Source organism: Desulfosporosinus sp. I2, from assembly GCF_000960765.1.
Classification (GTDB): domain Bacteria; phylum Bacillota; class Desulfitobacteriia; order Desulfitobacteriales; family Desulfitobacteriaceae; genus Desulfosporosinus.
The window spans coordinates 1-18,532 of record NZ_JYNH01000093.1 but is presented as its reverse complement, the minus strand read 5'-3'; the positions used below and the strand labels follow the sequence as shown (position 1 = coordinate 18,532).

The window sequence follows — 18,532 nt, the reverse complement described above, 5'->3', positions numbered from 1 at the left end:
AAGAGCAAATTGAGGACAGGCAAGCAGCAATTTCGAACATTCGCCAGAGAGTTCATAATTGGGAAAACTGCTATAAAAAAATTCCATTTTTCTATAAACTGTTAAAGTTTATAAAGATTTTCTCCAGAAAAATACAAACGGAATTCAGATTGCTTATAAACGACGAAGAGCAGAGCTTTTTAAATGAATATATGAGCTTTGACGAGATCAAGGAAAAATATAGCCAGCGATATGCCGAGTACAGCAAAACACTTTCTGACCTTAAAAAGAAAAAAGATGCGGTTGAAAAACTGAAAAGCCGATATGATAACGAGTTGGACCAGTTGAAACAACACAACATAGCTTTACATGAAAAAGAGGACAAAGAATACAAGTTTGATATTGACTATATTGACGGCTTGTTGGATAGAAGGATCAGATATGTGGAGTTTTGGCTGGCGGTACATTATTTTGAGTGCAGATGGGTCAATGGAGAGGATGAGCTATCCGAAAAGCAAATGGGCAAAAACTATAAAAATATTTTAGACATGTTTTATAATCGGCTTAGTATGATAACGCCATGTTTAGTCATGACATTTTACGTGCTTCCTAAACAATTCCTCGCATATGGAGATCAAAAAAAGTTCTTTCTATACAATTATATTGATTTGCTTATTGTAGATGAAGCGGGGCAAGTATCTCCGGAAATTGCTGCCGGGGCGTTTTCTCTCGCTAAAAAGTCTATTGTTGTTGGAGATATTTATCAGATTGAACCGGTAAGAACTGTGAATCGGGCACTTGACAAAGCGTTGGCACTGTCAAATGGGGCGATACAATCTCTAAGTGAATTCGAATTCCTAGAACAGACTGGATTAAATAGCTCCTGCTCCAGCGTAATGAAAGTTGCAGCAAAGTGTTGTAGATATGAAAAATTTAATGAAAAAGGTCTGTTTCTAAGTGAGCATCGCCGCTGCTATAATGAAATTATTGACTACTGCAATAGGTTGATATACAAAGGAAATCTACAGCCTATGAGAGGAAAAGGAAGACAAGATGAAAGGCTTGCAATAAAGCAATGGCCACAAATGGGTTTCATGCAAATTGATTCTGAGTATTCTAGCAGGAAAGGCAGCAGTAGATTAAATCGCATAGAAGCTGAACAGATCGTAGAATGGCTGAAAAGTAATTATAAAATCATATTAAAAGCCTATCCTGAAGATGCAAAAGAAAATTTAGTTGGTATCATTACACCATTTAAAGCACAAGTCAATTGTATACAAGTAGAACTGAAAAAACAAATGCCAGGTTATTATTCTAAGATTAGTGTTGGAACGGTACATACTTTTCAAGGGGCAGAAAGAAAAATTATCATATTATCTACAGTTTATGGAAAACAGGATGGATGTTTTTTTATTGATATAAACAAGAGTTTGATGAATGTTGCTGTCTCCCGCGCCAAGGATAATTTTTTCGTGTTTGGAGATATCAATTGTTTGAAAGATACCCAAAGCAGTGCGAGCGGACTGCTAAAGAAATGTATCAGTTCAAATGCTATGTAATTATGAACAATCTCTCATTGGCGTCTGATTAAAATTAAAGGCTAATAGCGATAAATATGTGCATTAACAAAGATTAAAACAAGTTTTTAGGATAAATAATTATCCGAATTATAGTCCCAAGGCATGTGGAGGTAATAATCCTGTTGCAACGTATAGAACGCTGATTTATCAAGGGTCTGCGAGGACGGATATGAAAATATGTTTTTGACGTGGAGGATATCTTTCACGTCTTTTATTTTGTAAAATATTAGTGTGCTTATGACCTTACCCAGTTTATGTTAAATAAATAGAAAGGTTGAGATGAAAAATGTTAGAATCATACCGCCTAAACCCAAAGAGAATAAGATGCTCAGGGTTGCCGCCTATTGCCGGGTCAGCACATCCGGACCGGAACAACTGCGCAGCCTTGAGATTCAGATAAAGACTTATACGAAGATAATAAAAAGCAATCCTAATTGGCTTTTTGCCGGTGTTTTCTATGATATTGAGAGCGGGCTTCGGCGAAGCGGCAGAAAAAGTCTGGACAAGCTGCTCAAGAAAGCGGCGAAAGGCAAAATCGATTACATCATCACCAAGTCAATCAGCAGGGTATCGAGGGATACACTGGAGGTTTTGAAGATTACAAGATTTTTAAGAGAGCGAGGAATCAATATGCATTTTGAAAATGAGAAGCTGGATTCAATCGAAGCGGATAAAGAATTCGAGATTACACTGCGGGGTATGCTGGCGCAGGACGAAAGCCGGAATACCAGCGAGAATATTCAGTGGGGATTTCAGCGTAAGTTTGAAAAAGGCGATATCTTCACTAAGTATAAGAATTTCATGGGATACACCTGCGTGGACGGTGAAATTGTAATTGTGCCGGAACAGGCAGAGGTGGTCAGAAAGATATTTGACTTATATTTGCAGGGTCTGTCACTGGGACAAATAAAGTCTTATCTGGAACCCCATGGGATTAAAACAGTAACGGGTAAGGATGATTGGAATGCGAAGACGATTCGGGACATGCTCAAGAATGCGTGAGTTATAATAGGCATAAATCAGTAGAACCCAGTAAACAAGCGGGTTTCCACCGATTTATGCCTATTTTTTTACGCCCTTTTCAGGGGCAAAAATCAGCAATTTTAAATGATAAGGAGGAAAGGTGAAGATGTGCAAAATAATTACTGTTGCAAATCAGAAAGGTGGTGTATCCAAAACAACAAGTGTCCGCAATCTTAGCTACACTCTGGCTGAGTTAGGCTATCGAGTTTTGGTGGTTGATTATGATCCCCAATCGAACTTAACAGCTTCTCTTGTATTGGAAGATGAAAATGAAGATATCTCGAAAATTCATACAACGATAGCAAACTTAATGACAATGGCAATGGACGAGGAAGAACTACCGCCCGAGAGCAAGTATATTCAGCAGCGCGGGAAGATTGATTTTATCCCCAACGACATTCATCTGTCGGTGGTTGAATCCAATTTGCGGATGGAGATGGGAAGCGAAAAATTGCTTTTCAGTATCCTGGAGCCTTTACGTAGGGATTATGACTATATCCTCATTGATACAAATCCCTCCCTGGGCCCGCTGACAATCAACGCTCTTTCCGCCGCCGACAGCGTTCTCATCACGATCAACCCTGAATTCTACGCTACCATAGGGCTTCAAGACCTGACCAAAACCATTCTTAAAATCAAGCGCAGAATTAACCCCAAAATTGAATTTGAGGGTATCCTGCTGACCATGTGCGATATGCAGACCAATCTGCACAAAGAAATCTGCGCGGAGGTAAATGAAGCATATCGGGGAGGTATGAGAGTTTTCAAAACCTCCATTCCCCGTTCTATCAGAGTGGGCGAAGCCAACCGCTGCGGATTGAGCATTTTGGAATTCGAGCCCAAATCCAAGGCAGGGATTGCGTATATGGAATTTGCAAAGGAGTTGATTGGATATGCCGGATAGACCCGCACCGAAACGGATTAAATCAATGGACGAGCTGCTTATGGCAGTGGAGCCGGAGAGCCAGCCAACCAATATAAAAAGTGGTGTGGTCCGCTTGAATTTTTCTCAAGTGGACCCATACCCCAATCACCCTTTTCGCCTATACAGCGGTGAGCGGTTGGACGATATGGTTGCAAGCATCAGTAATTATGGCATCCTGACTCCGATGATTACCCGTATAAAAGACAATGGCAGGTATGAAATGCTTGCAGGGCACAACCGCATGAACGCCGGCACGCTTGCAGGGCTTGACGAAGGCGACTTTATTATCAAGGAAAACCTGTCGGACGAAGAAGCATGGATGTATGTCATTGAAACCAATGTCATGCAGCGTTCCTTTGCCGATATGCTGCCGTCTGAAAAGGCGGCGGTACTTGCTCTGCGGCACTCAAAAATGTTCTCCCAGGGCAAGCGCAATGACATTATAGCAGAGCTTAGAATGCTTGAAAATCCGCAGTATATCAAAGAAAAATCAACTTCTCCCCTAATAGGGGAAAAGTTGCACAGCGATGTTCAGTTGGGTATTGAATATGGTTTATCCAAAAACTCCGTATCAAGATTATTACGGATTGATAAATTGACCCAAGCATTAAAGGGGCGCGTTGATGCTTCTCAAATAGGAATTTACCCTGCCGTTGCCCTCTCCTACCTTGTCGAAGCGGAACAGCAGGAAGTTGAAAAGGTGCTGTCCGAAAATGAATTCAAAGTGGATATGAAAAAGGCGGAAATGCTCAGAAGCTACTCCGAAGGCAGCAAACTGAACGAGAAAACCGCCTATCAAATCCTTTCGGGTGAAATCAATAAAAAGCCGAAATCAACCACGCCGGCCCCTGTTAAAATCAAGCACAAGGTCTATTCCAAGTATTTCTCCGCAGACACAAAAGCAAGTGAGATCGAAAGAATCGTTGATGAGGCCCTGGAATGGTATTTTTCCAACAAGCTTAAAGAGGGGACGGCTTAAATGACAAGAAATGTCTTGACCTGTGCGAAGTGCGGAGGCAATGACTTTGAGGTATCCTACGGCACCGACTGCTCCCGTGACGAAAAAGGAAATGAGAATTGGGAGCTAGCGCTGGTCTGCAACCACTGTGGTTATTTGACAACCGTAGCTCGCACCAGGGGATACAAAGCGGAAATCGAGCCAGTCAACTAAAAGGAGGTGAAATTTTGAGAAAGGATGAAAGACTGAGGACGGTCTATGAAACCATAGCGCCCCACATTACCCGAACCGAGGGCGCATGGCGGGATTATCTCGGTTTTGCAGCAAGGTTATATAAATACAGCTTTGACAACGCCCTGCTGGTATACGCGCAAAATCCAAACGTCACCATGCTTGCCACCACACCAATATGGAACAAATTCGGCAGATACATCAATAAAGGTGCAATAGGACTGGCGGTCTGCGAGTATGACAATGCCAGGCTGACCATCAAGCACCTGTTTGATATCTCTCAGACCAATGGCCGAGAAATCATACCAACAAACTGGCAGCTTGATGATAAGATGAAAGCAGAGCTGACCAGCCGCCTTTCCTATGCTCATAATCTTACATCCTCCGGTTTTACCGAGTGCTTGAACCAATTAGCGGAAGAAGCGGTTGTCGAGCGCCTGGACGATTATCTACAAGATTTTGACTTTGATATTGAAGGCCACCTGTTTTCACAATTACCCCAGGACGGACTACTCAGTCAAATCCAGGAGATTATCAAAGACAGTGTAACCTATTTTATCGACAAGCGATGCAGCTTGGCGGACGATGAAATCCATACCGACGACGGGATGATGACCATTGCCCATTTCGACAGCATTCCGCTGATCGCAAGGCTCGGACACACCGTAACCGACATCTCCAAAGGCATACTTTTGGAAATAGAACGGACAATCAGAATCATCGAACGGGAAAGGAGGATGACGCATGGGCAAAATCGAGATAAACTACACCGAGAAGGACGGAGTGCTGCTCCCGAACCTTCAAATCTCCAACAACAGCGAGGACGACAGCCAACCCCTGGGCAAGTACGGCAGAATGGCGATGGAGTACCTGCACGAAAACCATCCCCAGCGGTTTATGATTTTGAAAATGGATGGCACACTGATGGAGAAAATGCACCGGGTTCACAGGGAAGCAGTGGAGAAAATCGAGTACATCACCCAACAGATGCTGGAGGCCGAGCCGATGCCGGCAACGGAGGACATCATGGAGAAGACCCGCCACTTAAACAGCCTCCGGTCGTCAGCGGAGGAAATCGTGCTGAACGAGATCATATTCAAGGTGAGGTAAGCCCGCTGCCCCCAAACAATCAAAATACAGAGCCGCCCGAAAGCGAACAGGATTCGCCGCCGGACGGCTCTTTTTTTGTGCAAAAAACACAGAGCTTACAGGAGCGGTGGGCCGACAGGCTAACGGAAAAGGTGCTCCCTATTCCCATTGAGGAAGGGGTGCCCACACCGGAAAAAGTGGCGGCTGTTCGAGAGTGGCTGCAAACAAACAGCGATATCTATCTCCCTGCCTATGCCGTGATGTATCATGCCACAGGTTCAAAACTTCCGATTTTGGAGGAAGGTCTGCTGCCCACCAGCGAAGCAAGACGGCGGTCCTATCAAAGTACAAGCGGATATGTTTACCTTGCCAATACCCCTGAACGGGCAAAAAACTTCGGCGACCTCGGAAATATGTCGGATTCGGCGGTTTATGAGGTTATCATCCCCATCCACAAGCTGCTGGCAGACATCGACCAATTGAACAATCAGAGGGCCGCGGGTAAAAAAGTGGGCAACAGCCTTGCTGAAAGCATCGTATATGGTGGCGGAGCAAGAGTAAAGGGCGCTATCGCGCTGTGGCAGATCAAAGCCTTCGACCATGAGGCATACAGCAATTCCAAGGATGAGGCAACGAAGCAGGCCGGACTAAAAGCTTCCTATATAAATGTAGAATACACGGATGAACAGGTACGAGAATATTACGAAGGCATTTTAAAAAGCACCGATCTTTATCCACTTGAAATGTATGCGAGAATTCAAGAGCTTTTCGCAACCGACATGCCTTTTGAAGACAAGGCGGTCGCCCTGTCCAAAATTTACGAGGACTACGGCAACGTGGAATATCAGGCGGACGTATTGCTGAAAACCACTCACCGCGGCGTGAACGGGATGTCGTTTTACTTCGGGGACGGCTATACACACATATCCTGGCATACCATCGCCAACATCATAAGAATGCTCATTGACGAAGGCGAATATCCGGCGCCTATTCCGGAGAAAAGTCTTGTGGAACGAATCGGTGACTTTAATATACCCGATGAGATTGACGAAATGCACATTACAGATAGTGACGCTTCTCCCAACGCCAATGAAAAAGAGAAACCTGACGAGCAGGAACTGTATGCCTGTGTGGACAGCTTTCTTTGCGACACGCAAATCATACATAAAGGCTGGCATGGTGAAATAGCGGCAGAGCTTGCCGATGACAAGGAAATAGATGAATATCTGATGGCCGACTATTTCCGGGATCTGGATGAACGCGAAACGCGAATTGACGATCACGTTGTCACCTGTGCTATGGAGGATAACGGCGTTGAATTCCTGATTGACCACTATGTTGTCGGGTTGTCATGGACGGAGCTTGCTAAAAGGATAAAGACCCTAATCGAAACTGGCGCTTTCCCCGTGCCGCAAACCTTAGAAAAGACAGAGAACGAACCGCAGCCATTGATCAATGTCCTAGTGGTGGAACTGGATAAAAAGCCCCATCTCACCGCCATCCCAAGAGGAAACAACTCCTTACAGGAAAAAGTCGGCGGTCTGATTACCACCATTGAAATCGGGGACGGCATAGATGCCATCTGCGCCGATGATGCCGACTTTGAAACCACGCCCATCAACCGCATGATAAACGGTCAGCCCATCTTCGGCACCTTTGTTGTGGCAAGAGTGAACTACAATACAGGTGAATATGAATCTCTGCAAGAGTCCGACATCCAAAAGTACATGACAGAATTCGCCACCCCCCTCATGGACATTAGCAGACTGGTTGCGGAGCATGAGGAAATGGAAGCGGCGCAGGAAGACGCCGAGCCGGATATTGAAGCGACGGGCTTTTATCCCCCGCAGCCCGCGAAAAAGCAGCCAGGTTATGAGGAAGACCCTAGTATCCGCGGCAGTACTGACTTTACACAAATTGAGGATATAGCTAGGTCTGACGAAATAGAACCCTTTGTACCCAAGCCTGTTGCCAATAAGCAAATGAACCTGTTCGATATGGAAGCTATCCCGAAGGATAAAGAAGCAGAGCTTATTGAATATGTGCTGCTGGAGGGCAGCCGAGTCGCCGGAGGCAAACAGCGCATCTATAAATTTGCCATGACCCATCCCACCGGCTCTGCTTTTGAGAAAATGTTAAAGAACGAATACGGTATTGGCGGTCATACTGTCGGCAGGCATGGCATCGGCTTTGAAAACCACGACGGTAAAGGAATCGTTTTTGACTGGACTGATGATAAAGGAGAAAAGCACGTAACAAAAATCATCTGGCTTCGGGCAGCCATAGTTATCCAGAAGCTCATTGACCAGGGGAGATATCTTGAGGACCCCAATTCTGCCCGTTCATTTGATATTGAGAGAACAGATGAAAATGAAGAAAGCCCTTCCAATGCTCCCGATAAAATACAGGTTGAAATCAGGGAAACCCATCTGGACTATCACAACGGACAGCATGATTTCCTTTGCGAAGCAATATATAACGGCTTACCCGTTGGAGCATTGCAATACAGCGAGTATGAAGGCATCCCTCATATCAGCAATATTGAAGTGCTTGAGGATTACCGACGCCGTGGTGTGGCAACACAGCTTCTTCAAGCGCTCCAAAGCAAATATCCCGACAGGGAGATTGAATGGGGCATGACAACGGAGGACGGTACTGCCCTGCAAGATGCTGTTACCTTTGAGGTGGAGAATGAGGCGTACACCGAACTGCAACAGGAATATGACTGGATTGCTGGCCAGCTTTCACAGTTGGAAGCCGAATGGGCAGATAAGCCAGTACCCGATGAAATTTCAGCGTATTGGAACGGCCTGCATGATCGGCAGCAGGATATTGAAGAAACACTGTATGATGAAAAGCCGTATAAAAGCTTTGTGCAAACGGCTGTACCCCAAACAGAAACCGAGCCGGTGTCGGAGCTTATTCCAAAACCCCGTCTTGTCAAAATCAATTTCCGCTATTCCGAGGACTATGCCCTCTATCCAAACGGTGTGAAAACCAAGTACAAAAACAATGTGGAGGCCATCAAGCTGCTAAACAAAATCGAAAGCGAAAAACGGCTTGCCACAACCGATGAACAGATTGTCCTTGCCCGGTATGTGGGCTGGGGCGGTCTTGCCAATGCTTTTTCCGATACGGCCAGCGGCTGGGAAAAGGAATACCACGAATTGAAGCACTTGTTGGATGATAAGGAATATGCGGATGCCTTAAACTCCGTTGTCACCGCCTACTACACTGAACCGGAGCTCATCAGGCGAATTTACAAAGCCTTTGAGGGCTTTGGCTTTACAGGAGGCGAAAACAGGAAAATACTTGACCCTGCCATGGGAACGGGAAACTTTTTTTCCGTGCTTCCCGAAAGCTATGAAGGAACGCCCCTGTATGGCGTGGAGTTGGACAGCATCACAGGCAGGATCGCTAGGCAGCTTTATCAAACGGCGAATATCCAGGTACAGGGCTTTGAAACCACTCGTTTTGAGGACAGCTCCTTTGACATTGCCATCGGGAACATCCCCTTTAACAACATCAAGCTCTATGATAAGCGATATGATAACGAGGATTTTCTGATCCATGATTATTTTATTGCCAAATCCCTTGACCTTGTAAAGCCAGGCGGCATCATCGGCTTTATCACAAGTAAAGGCACGATGGATAAAAAAGATACCAGTGTCCGTGAATACATTGCCCGCAGAGCCGACCTGATCGGCGCCATCCGGTTACCGAACACAGCGTTTAAGGCTCTTGCCGGGACGGAGGTTACGGCGGACATCCTGATCTTACAAAAGCTGGAGTCTCAGCGTACAGTAGATAAATATTTCCTGCCCGATTGGGTGTTCGTCAATTCCAGAAAGCCCGATTACATGAATATGAACCAGTATTTCATTGACCATACGGAGATGGTATTGGGTGAAATGCAGTTTAGCAGAAATATGTATGGGCGCGAGGATAGCACGGCCTGTATTGCTCCCGAAGGGCAGGACCTTTATGCGGAGCTTGATAGAGCCATCGGAAATTTGCACGCCACCTTTACCGCCGAAGCAGACCAGTCCTTTGAGGAAATAGAGGAAGCCGGGGAAGAAAACGCGGGCGAGTTGGACGCTCCCGAAGGGACAAAAAACTATACCTATGTGGTGCAGGATGATAAGATTTACTACTGCGAGCGTAACAAGCTGATACCGCAGGACTACACCGGCAAACGCGCCGAGCGCATCAAGGGCTTGTGTGAGATCAGAAAGGCGCTGCTGGAAGTCATCCGAATTCAGACTAATGATTACGCGCCCGACGAATTGCAGCAGGCGCAGAAAACCTTGAATGGGGTGTACGACCGCTTTGTAAGACAATGCGGCGCCATCAATGACAAGGCCAACATCGCCGTATTCTCCGATGACGACCAGTTTCCTCTGCTCCGTTCCATTGAGGATCAGAGCAAGGATAAAAAATCATGGAACAAGGCCCCCATTTTCCATAAGGCCACTATCAAGTCCTATCGCCGTCCAACCCATGCCGAAACAGCCAAGGAAGCTCTTGAAATATCGTTAAACCAAAAAATGAAGGTTGATTTGCCTTATTTGGAAAAGCTGACAGGTAAATCGGCAGATGAACTTATCAGTGAGCTTGGGGATCGCATCTATCTCAATCCGCAGAAATACTACGGCAATTATTATGAAGGCTGGGAACTGAGTGAGGAATATCTGAGCGGACAGGTGCGGGATAAGCTGCTCTATGCCAAACAGAAGGCTGAAGAATATCCCGAACTGTTTGAGAGAAACGTGCAGGCCCTTGAAGCGGTGCAGCCCAAATGGCTGGAACCCTCCGATATCGACTTCCGCATCGGAAGTCCCTGGATACCCATCGAGTATTTCCAGCATTTCATGCACGAAACCTTGGGCACTACGGATTATCTGAGGGACTCAATTACGGTTGACTATATGGAATACACCACCACCTGGCGCGTCAACGGAAAGACAAGGGAGCCCACCTCCGTCAAGGTCAACAACACCTACGGCACAAAGCGGGTCAATGCTTATCAGATTTTCGAGGATTGCCTCAATCTCCAATCCACCACGGTGCGCGATCCGGTCCCCTATGTGGACAAAAACGGTAAAAGCCAGGTGCGGTATGTTGTCAATGCCAATGAGACCATGATTGCACGGGCAAAGCAGACTCAAATCAAGGAAGCCTTTGCCTCATGGCTGTTTAAGGATAAGGACAGAGCTGATATCCTGCTTAAAATATACAATGAGAAATTCAATACCATTCGCCCCCGTGTCTATGACGGCAGCCACCTTATCTTTCCTGGCATGAGCGAGGAAATGGAGCTAAGACCCCATCAAAAGAACTTTGCGGCACGGGTTATCTACTCCGGTACGGGACTGGCCGGTCATGTCGTGGGTGCGGGGAAAACGGCGGCGATGATTGCGGCGAGCATGTATCTCAAAAATATTGACGCCATTAAGAAACCCGTCTATGTGGTGCCCAATCACCTGACGGAGCAGTGGGCAAAGGAGTTTTACCGGTTCTTCCCGCAGGCCAACATCCTTGTTACCACCAAAAAAGATTTTGAAGCGAAGAACCGGAACAAGTTTGTTTCCAAAATCGCTATGGGTGAGTATGATGCGGTGATCATCGGCCATTCCCAGTTTGAAAAAATACCTATTTCCAAAGAACGGCAGGAAGCGCAGATCAATAACGAGATCAACCAGCTTTCCTATATCATCAAAAAGATAAAAGAAGAAAAGGGAGAAAATTGGGCGATCAAGCAAATGGTCATCTTTCAGAATAACCTCAAAGCCCGCCTCGACAGGCTGGCGGCAGAGGGAAAGAAGGATGACCTTTTGAATTTTGAGCAACTTGGCGTGGATTATATGTTTGTGGACGAGGCCCATGCCTATAAGAACTGCTTTACCTACACTAAAATGCGCAACGTGGCAGGCATTGGCCGATCCGCAAGTCAGCGGGCGACGGATATGCTTTTGAAATGCCAGTATTTGCAGGAAATGGGCAACGGTAAAGGCGTGGTATTCGCTACCGGTACACCTATCTCCAACAGCATGAGTGAAATGTACGTCCTGCATCGGTATTTGCAGCCACAGATGCTGGCAAGATTGGGACTCAACTATTTCGATTCCTGGGCGGCAACCTTTGGTGAAGTGATATCGTCCCTGGAAATCACGCCGGAAGGCTCTGGCTACCGTATGCGCAACCGCTTTGCGAAATTCCACAACCTGCCGGAACTGATGAACATCTTTCAGCTTGTGGCGGATATCCAGACCGCCGATATGTTGAACCTGCCTGTTCCCGAAATCAAGGACGGCAAGGCCACCATTATTGCCACCGAAGCGACACCCTTCCAGAAGATGATTATGGAAAGCTTTGTGGAGCGTGCGGAAAAAATCCGAAACCGTGAAGTTGAGCCAGATGAAGATAACATGCTCAAACTCACCGGTGAAGCGAAGCTGATGTCCATTGATCCCCGCCTGGTCTACGAAGATGCACCTAATGACCCGGACAGCAAATTGAATATAGCCATTGGAAACGTCTTTGATATCTGGCAAGAAAGCTCTGAGCAAAGACTGACACAGCTTGTGTTCTGCGACAGCGGTACGCCAAAGCCCGGACAGTTTAACGTCTATGATGAAATGAAAAGGTGTTTGACGGAAAAAGGTGTGCCGGCCGATGAAATCGCCTTTGTCCATGACGCTAAAACCGACGAGCAAAGAGAAAACCTGTTTGAAAAGGTGCGCATGGGTGAAATCCGAATCCTGCTGGGCAGCACAAGCAAGCTTGGCACGGGAACCAACGTACAGGACAGACTGGTTGCGGTCCATCACCTGGACTGCCCGTGGCGGCCATCGGATATTGAGCAGCGCGACGGCAGGATACTTCGCCAGGGCAATCAAAACCCTGTTGTCAAAATCCTGCGGTATGTCACGAAGGGTACGTTTGATGCTTATCTCTGGCAGATTCAGGAGCAAAAATTGAAGTACATCTCACAGGTGATGACGGGCAAGAGCATTTCCCGCTCCTGTGAGGATATGGATGAAACGGTGCTTTCCGCTGCCGAGGTCAAGGCGATTGCGACCTCCAATCCTCTGCTGGCAGAAAAAATGGAAGTGGACAACGAGGTTATACGACTGAAGCTGTTAAAAGGCAACTGGAACAATGAACGTCTGACCCTGGGACGAAATATTAATAATCAATACCCCGATACCATTGCCTATTGTGAGAAAAAGATTGCGAGTATTGGCAAAGATGTGGTATTGCGGGAGAAAACCGAGGGGAAAGACTTTTCGGCGGTGATTGATGGCAAAACCTATGATGAGCGTGTCAAGGCTGGAGAGCAGCTCATGTTGCTTGCCAAGCTAAACGACCTTGCGGTAAAAGGCGAACCTTTAGCGGTTGGTGAATATAGGGGCTTCCACCTTTTCCTCAGCCGAAACGCTTTTGACCAACTGGAACTGCTGATAAAGGGTGATAACGTCTACAGCACGAACCTTGGCGACTCACCGCTCGGCGATATCATAAGGCTTGAAAACGTGGTTGAAAAGATACCGGCGGTGCTGACCAATATGGAGCAAAAGCTGTCGGATACCCAAACGCAGCTTGAAGAAGCCAGGAAGGAAGTCCAAAAGCCCTTTGAGTATGAACAGCGCCTGAACGAATATTCGGCGCGGCAGGCAGAGATCAATACCAGGCTGGAGTTTAAGGAGCTTCAAAAACAAGAGGAAGTCATATTTGACGAAAACACCGCGGCTGAGACAGAGAAGGCCTGTAATAAAGAAGCCTGGGAGGCGGAATATGCTTAAACCGCTTTCCCAGGCTTTGCTTTTATTGTCCGTTCTGGTTCTCCAGAGCATCCTCTAAAGCAGCCCTCAATTTTGAAAACCTATATTCAAAATTAGCACTGAGAATTTTCTTTGGAACAACCCGTTGTCCATGTAATAACATCTCCGCCATTTGACCTAATACTATTTTCAACAAAATCTCTGGAACTGGTAACCATGATGGTCTATTTAGAACTTCGCCTAGTATCTTGCAAAAATCTTTCATTCTTACTGGCTCTGGTGCAACAGCATTTATAGGACCAGCTACCTCCTGATGGTCGATTATGAACCTTATCATTCTCGATAAATCTTGGATGTGTATCCAGGAGAGCCATTGATTTCCCGTACCCATTGGGCCTCCTATGTAGATTTTAAATGGAAATGCCATTCTGTTTAGTGCGCCTTCATTTCCTAAAACTACGCCAATCCGAATAGTTACAACTCTGGTTAAATTATTTTGAACCTTGTATGCTTCTTTTTCCCAATCTCGGCAAACTTGAGCTAGGAAATCCTGACCAACTTCATCTGACTCTGTTAGCTCATCATCCTCACGGGGTCCATAATATCCAACTGCTGAAGCGTTAATTAGAACTTTTGGCTGAATAGTACCATTATTGATAGCCGTAACAATTGCTCTAGTAGTTCTAATCCTACTTGCTAAAATCTCCTCTTTCACTGAGTTGATCCATCGACGATTACCGATTGACTCACCCGCTAAGTTGATTACAACGTCAGTTTGCTGTAGCTCAGAAATCGAAGATAGAGGAGAAACATTGTCCCATTCTATTACCTGAACTATATTTTCAAAGCTGCTGGCAGTTTTTTGGGGATTTCTCGTTACAACATATACCTGATATCCATTCTTAAGTAATTCCCCTATAAGATTTCTTCCGACGAAACCCGTCCCACCAAAAATTAACACATTCATCTTTCCACCTCCGAAATGGCGTCTAACGTTAGGCGGCGGACTATGCCCCTTTATTCAGAGACGACCATGGACGGGAGTCCCTTTGAACTTCCCCCGAACTGTATTAATGCACTAAATACGAAGAATGCGACATAGCTGTTATATAAAAAACTAGAGGGCATCAAGCGTAGTTATAGTCCTGCTCCTAAGTTTCTTGCCATGATTGGGTAATCGCTATCTTCTACATCTTTTCTGGTATATGCACCAATAGCGAGAACCTTGCCACCTTCTTGCCAATGCAAATAACGGCTTAGGGTTTGAAAATGTGCCACTAAGGCATCCATTGCCCATGCCTCTTTATCACCACAAGCAGCAACTAAAAAAAGTTGTTTTGATGTTTTGCGTAATAAAGGATTGACAGAAAAAAAACGGTCAATGGTTCGCTTAAGCTGTGCTGTCATGCCAAAATAATAGAGTGGTGTTACTAGAATAACTGCATCAGCTGTCAACAGGTGAGGATAAATTTGTGTCATATCATCATCGTAAACGCATCGTCCATCGTTCTTGCGACAGTGAAAACAGCCGAGACATGGATGTATATCTAATTTTCCTGTTTCAAAACGAACTACTTCATGACCCGCTTCCTTTGCACCAGCGCATACCTCATCAGCCAGCAATGCTGTGGTTCCCTGCGAATGAGGACTTCCAGTAAGAGTCAATATCTTCATTAATACTCCCCCTAAAATATATATTTTTTACTTCGTATCATCCTACTGTTGTGCCACAAGCGACTAACTAATTATACCATAAATATCAAATAAAATTTCTTCAACGAACTAAGCTGCTACCATGTGGGCGGCTTTTTTGTATTCAAAGTTAATAAAGATCTGTAACTATATCTCTTTAGAAAGGATGTGATATCCATGCCGATGGTGGCAACAAAAAGGCCCTACACCCTGTTTGTTGTACCAGATGACGAACCGATAAATCCGCGCGAAGAATGGGACAATTTCGGTACAATGGTTTGCTTCCACAAGCGGTACATGCTGGGCGACGAACATCACTACGATGGCGCAGAAGAATTCTTTCAAAAATTGGTGCAGGACAGTATCCCGGATCAAGATGTTATTTCCTATATTAAAAATGGCAATGTGGATGGCTTGAAGCTGGAATATAACAAGTCCGCTCATGAATGGGAGCTTAATTCTTACTCTGATTTTTTCAAGAAGTGGTATACCGAATATACCCTCTCCGCACCATTAAAAGGCAACGAAACGGAACTGAGCGAAGCGATTTTAGAACAAATGCAGTGGCAGGATTTGAAGACTCTGGCTGAAAAGGCATACTGTATCCTACCAGTCTATGTGTACGACCATAGCGGCTTGACGGTAAACACGACCGGATTTAGCTGCCCTTGGGACAGCGGCCTCTTAGGGTGGATTTATGCTCCCCACGATAAGATAAAGGAGGAATTTGGAGAGGTTACGCCTGAAACCATTAAAAAGGCTGAAAAGCTGCTGAACGGTGAAGTAAAAGACTATGACTTCTACCTTACCGGCCAATGCTACGGATTCAGGCTGTATAAACAGGAAGAAGAAATAGATAGCTGCTGGGGTTTCCTGGGCGATTTTCGGGACGTGCAGGCCAGTATCAAAGAGCACCTACCCAATGAATGCAAGGACATTGTGGAAATTCTGCAAGACCGTTGGGACAACGCCAGCGTGGAGGACATCCTGGAGGAAATTCAGGAAAATGAGGATGAGGACGAGCTTGATTGCGGCTTTGATGATGAGCTTGACGAAGAAATGGGAATGTAGGCGGGAGGGATATTGTGCAGACGATTCATTTGATTTTCAACTGCAACCAGTGGAAGGAATACGCGAGCGGCAGGCTGATCGCCGCTACCACCGATGCGGAAGCGATGTATGCAGTTATCGGCGGTGAAATAAGGGCGGGCAATATGGATTATGACAGCGAAACCGCTACGGTCGGTTTTATGAAATTCAAGGAAGATTATATGAAAGGCGAAGTAAATCTGTCCAAGCTTGATTACGGCATGGTCATCGAAACCTGTAACGCACAAACCAGTGAGCCTCAGAGCCTGCCGGAGCACTGCGCTAATATTCCCCGCCTGTTGTCGGAAAGTGAACTCGCCTCGGAGCCATATACCGAAATTGAAGAAGAACTGGAGGTGGACTAATGGCAACAAGTGTCAGGTTCCAGCTTTATGAAAGGAAGGAGGAAAATAATGTCTGAAACAAACCTAAGCATTTTCGATAAAGCAATCGCAATCATACACAACACGCAAGACGGCAATCTGCTCTGTCCAACTCATTTAAAGATTACCGAAATGGCTGTGAACGGTTTTTTGAATGACAGAGGCATCGAGGGCATTTAACAAGCTGTATGAGGAAGTTATAGGCGGCGAATATAAACAGCCGTTTCTTCACGGCGTCGAACACATGACGCAGGACCATGAGGGATACATCCTGTTCAAAGGGAAAGCAGTTGAGCATTATTCAAGCCCGTGGATAAATTCACTTGACGCCAGAAATTCGCTTTTAAAGATTCAACAGCAATGCCTGTTTCTGGAGAGTAAGGGCATTACGCCTGACAGTATGAACATTGTATGGCGCTGGAAATATGATAACGAATTCGGCGAGTACCAAAAAGCAAAGTTAGACGATTTGATTACCGCAGATAACAGTAAAATTGAATTTTCTGAAATCACCCTGAACAACAACGATAGTCAGATTGTAACCTTTTTTATACCTGGAAATCCCCATGACACGATGATTTATAACACAGATGATTACATCGACTTTATGGAGCGCCACTATGACAACGGTGGAAAAGACTTCTTTATTCAGTCCCATACCTTTTCCTACGGTAAAGGTGAAGAACGGGAAGCAGGAGAGGATGAGATGAAAATCATCCTCTCCTGCTTCGATTATCTGAAAGGCAAAGACCTTTTGAAAGCAGAAGCCGTCAGTGAATATGGCTCAAAGGGATACAGCCGTTTTTATGAAGATGATCCCGAGCTTTCACAGGAACAGGAGGAACTGGATGAGTACGATGATGAGATTTGAGAATGTGGATGTGATAGACACCCTGCGGAAAATCATGCAGCACAACACTGAGCATTATCAGTCCGATTTTGAGTTTGACGTCGAAAGGCTGCAAAGAGCCGCGGAGGACAGCCGCGGCAGCCGATGTTTCCTGTGGCTGTCCCGTGGGTTCGGCACCTGGTGTTTTGAAGACCGGGATGTCTATATCCGAAACACCCACGCCTTTAACACCTGGGACTATTACAATCATTCCAGCGAAAACGTCAAAGCCTTCGCAGTAGAGATCGAAGCCTTGCAGGACAAAGCTGTCGTCGGCCATGTTTTTGAGCTGGACTACAAAACGCATATCGAGGATGTGCGGAAAAACTGCTTCAACGCACAATCGGTTGAGGCGGTTTTCAAGCACCCCGACAGCAACAACGGATACATCCGCAAGTTTGACATCGACGAGTACAACACTAACTGGAACAGCATCGGCCAGCGTTACGGTGAGATTGAAACGCTACTCTATGAGGTGGGTGATGAACAGCGGCTGCAAGATGTTCTGTGCAAAGCAAGGCAGATACAAATATTAAATACCACCGCCGGAAACCTGAACGAATACATTGCCGCCATGGTAAAGAAACGCTTCCACAGCTACGGCTACACCCGTGACGATATGGTATTCACCACACCCGGAGACGTTTTTGACGCCCTGGAGCATAAGGTTCCCGTTTACATGCTGTCCAAAGACAACATCAGGGAACCTGTCACCAGCACCGATGAAATCAGCTATCATATCTTTCACAAAGGTATTTTCGGCATGGCACCCGAAGACAAACGGCTGCTGGAATACCTGTTGGCTCTGCCTGAAAACCGGGCAGAGCTTTTTAATCGGGCTGAGTTAAATCAGATTTACACCCTTGCCATTGCCGCCGGACAATTGGGCGATCTGGATAAAACTGCGCTT

15 protein-coding genes and 1 pseudogene are annotated in these 18,532 nt (G+C 45.8%); 12 read left to right on the top strand and 4 right to left on the bottom strand.

The genetic code is table 11. The features are described 5' to 3' along the window. The 5 genes from UF75_RS17695 to UF75_RS17675 form a co-directional block, all read left to right on the top strand. On the top strand, positions 1 to 1,538 hold a 1,538-nt coding region (locus UF75_RS17695), incomplete at its 5' end, for an AAA domain-containing protein (protein ID WP_045575903.1). A gap of 300 nt (positions 1,539 to 1,838) precedes the next feature. Then, on the top strand, positions 1,839 to 2,561 hold the full coding sequence (locus UF75_RS17690) for a recombinase family protein (protein ID WP_242860312.1): 723 nt from the start codon (positions 1,839 to 1,841) through the stop codon (positions 2,559 to 2,561). A 127-nt stretch (positions 2,562 to 2,688) separates the two neighbouring features. Next, positions 2,689 to 3,486, top strand: a complete 798-nt coding sequence (locus UF75_RS17685) for a ParA family protein (protein ID WP_045575902.1) — start codon at positions 2,689 to 2,691, stop codon at positions 3,484 to 3,486. Next, positions 3,476 to 4,486, top strand: coding sequence for a ParB N-terminal domain-containing protein (locus tag UF75_RS17680; RefSeq protein ID WP_052693401.1), 1,011 nt, complete (start codon positions 3,476 to 3,478; stop codon positions 4,484 to 4,486). Before UF75_RS17685 ends, UF75_RS17680 begins: the two co-directional genes overlap by 11 nt. Further along, a complete protein-coding gene (locus tag UF75_RS17675; RefSeq protein WP_045575901.1) occupies positions 4,487 to 4,678 on the top strand; it encodes a hypothetical protein in 192 nt (63 codons plus the stop codon). It begins immediately after the preceding gene. Positions 4,679 to 4,794: 116 nt separating this feature from the next. On the opposite strand, the gene UF75_RS27400 is transcribed toward UF75_RS17675, so the two are convergent. Together UF75_RS27400 and UF75_RS29650 are read right to left on the bottom strand one after the other, a co-directional pair. Next, complete coding sequence (locus UF75_RS27400) at positions 4,795 to 5,067, bottom strand: hypothetical protein (protein ID WP_082075214.1); 273 nt, start codon at positions 5,065 to 5,067, stop codon at positions 4,795 to 4,797. Positions 5,068 to 5,205: 138 nt separating this feature from the next. Beyond that, complete coding sequence (locus UF75_RS29650; RefSeq protein WP_082075213.1) at positions 5,206 to 5,442, bottom strand: hypothetical protein; 237 nt, start codon at positions 5,440 to 5,442, stop codon at positions 5,206 to 5,208. On the opposite strand from UF75_RS29650, the gene UF75_RS27390 reads away from it, so the two are divergent. Together UF75_RS27390 and UF75_RS27385 are read left to right on the top strand one after the other, a co-directional pair. Next, the gene (locus UF75_RS27390; protein WP_082075212.1) at positions 5,441 to 5,806 is read left to right on the top strand and encodes a TnpV protein; all 366 of its coding nucleotides are present in this window, start codon (positions 5,441 to 5,443) and stop codon (positions 5,804 to 5,806) included. The genes UF75_RS29650 and UF75_RS27390 overlap by 2 nt on opposite strands. Before the next feature lie 239 nt (positions 5,807 to 6,045). Then, complete coding sequence (locus UF75_RS27385) at positions 6,046 to 13,590, top strand: GNAT family N-acetyltransferase (RefSeq protein ID WP_348983073.1); 7,545 nt, start codon at positions 6,046 to 6,048, stop codon at positions 13,588 to 13,590. A 22-nt stretch (positions 13,591 to 13,612) separates the two neighbouring features. Here UF75_RS27385 and UF75_RS17665 read toward each other — a convergent pair whose 3' ends face one another. Further along, entirely contained in the window at positions 13,613 to 14,536 is a 924-nt protein-coding gene (locus UF75_RS17665; protein WP_045575900.1) for a TIGR01777 family oxidoreductase, read from the bottom strand. Positions 14,537 to 14,706: 170 nt separating this feature from the next. Beyond that, entirely contained in the window at positions 14,707 to 15,243 is a 537-nt protein-coding gene (locus tag UF75_RS17660; RefSeq protein ID WP_045575899.1) for a flavodoxin family protein, read from the bottom strand. Between the two features lie 195 nt (positions 15,244 to 15,438). Between UF75_RS17660 and UF75_RS17655 the strand changes: the two genes are divergently transcribed. From UF75_RS17655 to UF75_RS26460, 5 genes and pseudogenes are all read left to right on the top strand, one after another. Beyond that, positions 15,439 to 16,332: a hypothetical protein gene (locus UF75_RS17655; protein WP_045575898.1), complete on the top strand. Its 894-nt coding sequence runs from the start codon at positions 15,439 to 15,441 to the stop codon at positions 16,330 to 16,332. A gap of 14 nt (positions 16,333 to 16,346) precedes the next feature. Next, on the top strand, positions 16,347 to 16,715 hold the full coding sequence (locus tag UF75_RS17650; protein WP_045575897.1) for a hypothetical protein: 369 nt from the start codon (positions 16,347 to 16,349) through the stop codon (positions 16,713 to 16,715). A 48-nt stretch (positions 16,716 to 16,763) separates the two neighbouring features. After that, positions 16,764 to 16,913 carry a hypothetical protein gene (locus tag UF75_RS28455; protein WP_156146497.1) on the top strand — a complete coding sequence of 50 codons (150 nt, stop codon included), beginning with the start codon at positions 16,764 to 16,766 and terminating at the stop codon, positions 16,911 to 16,913. Then, a complete protein-coding gene (locus UF75_RS17645; RefSeq protein ID WP_045575896.1) occupies positions 16,888 to 17,604 on the top strand; it encodes a hypothetical protein in 717 nt (238 codons plus the stop codon). Before UF75_RS28455 ends, UF75_RS17645 begins: the two co-directional genes overlap by 26 nt. Continuing rightward, a pseudogene (locus UF75_RS26460) lies at positions 17,582 to 18,532 on the top strand (hypothetical protein); the annotation flags it as partial. The gene UF75_RS17645 and the pseudogene UF75_RS26460, both read left to right, overlap by 23 nt.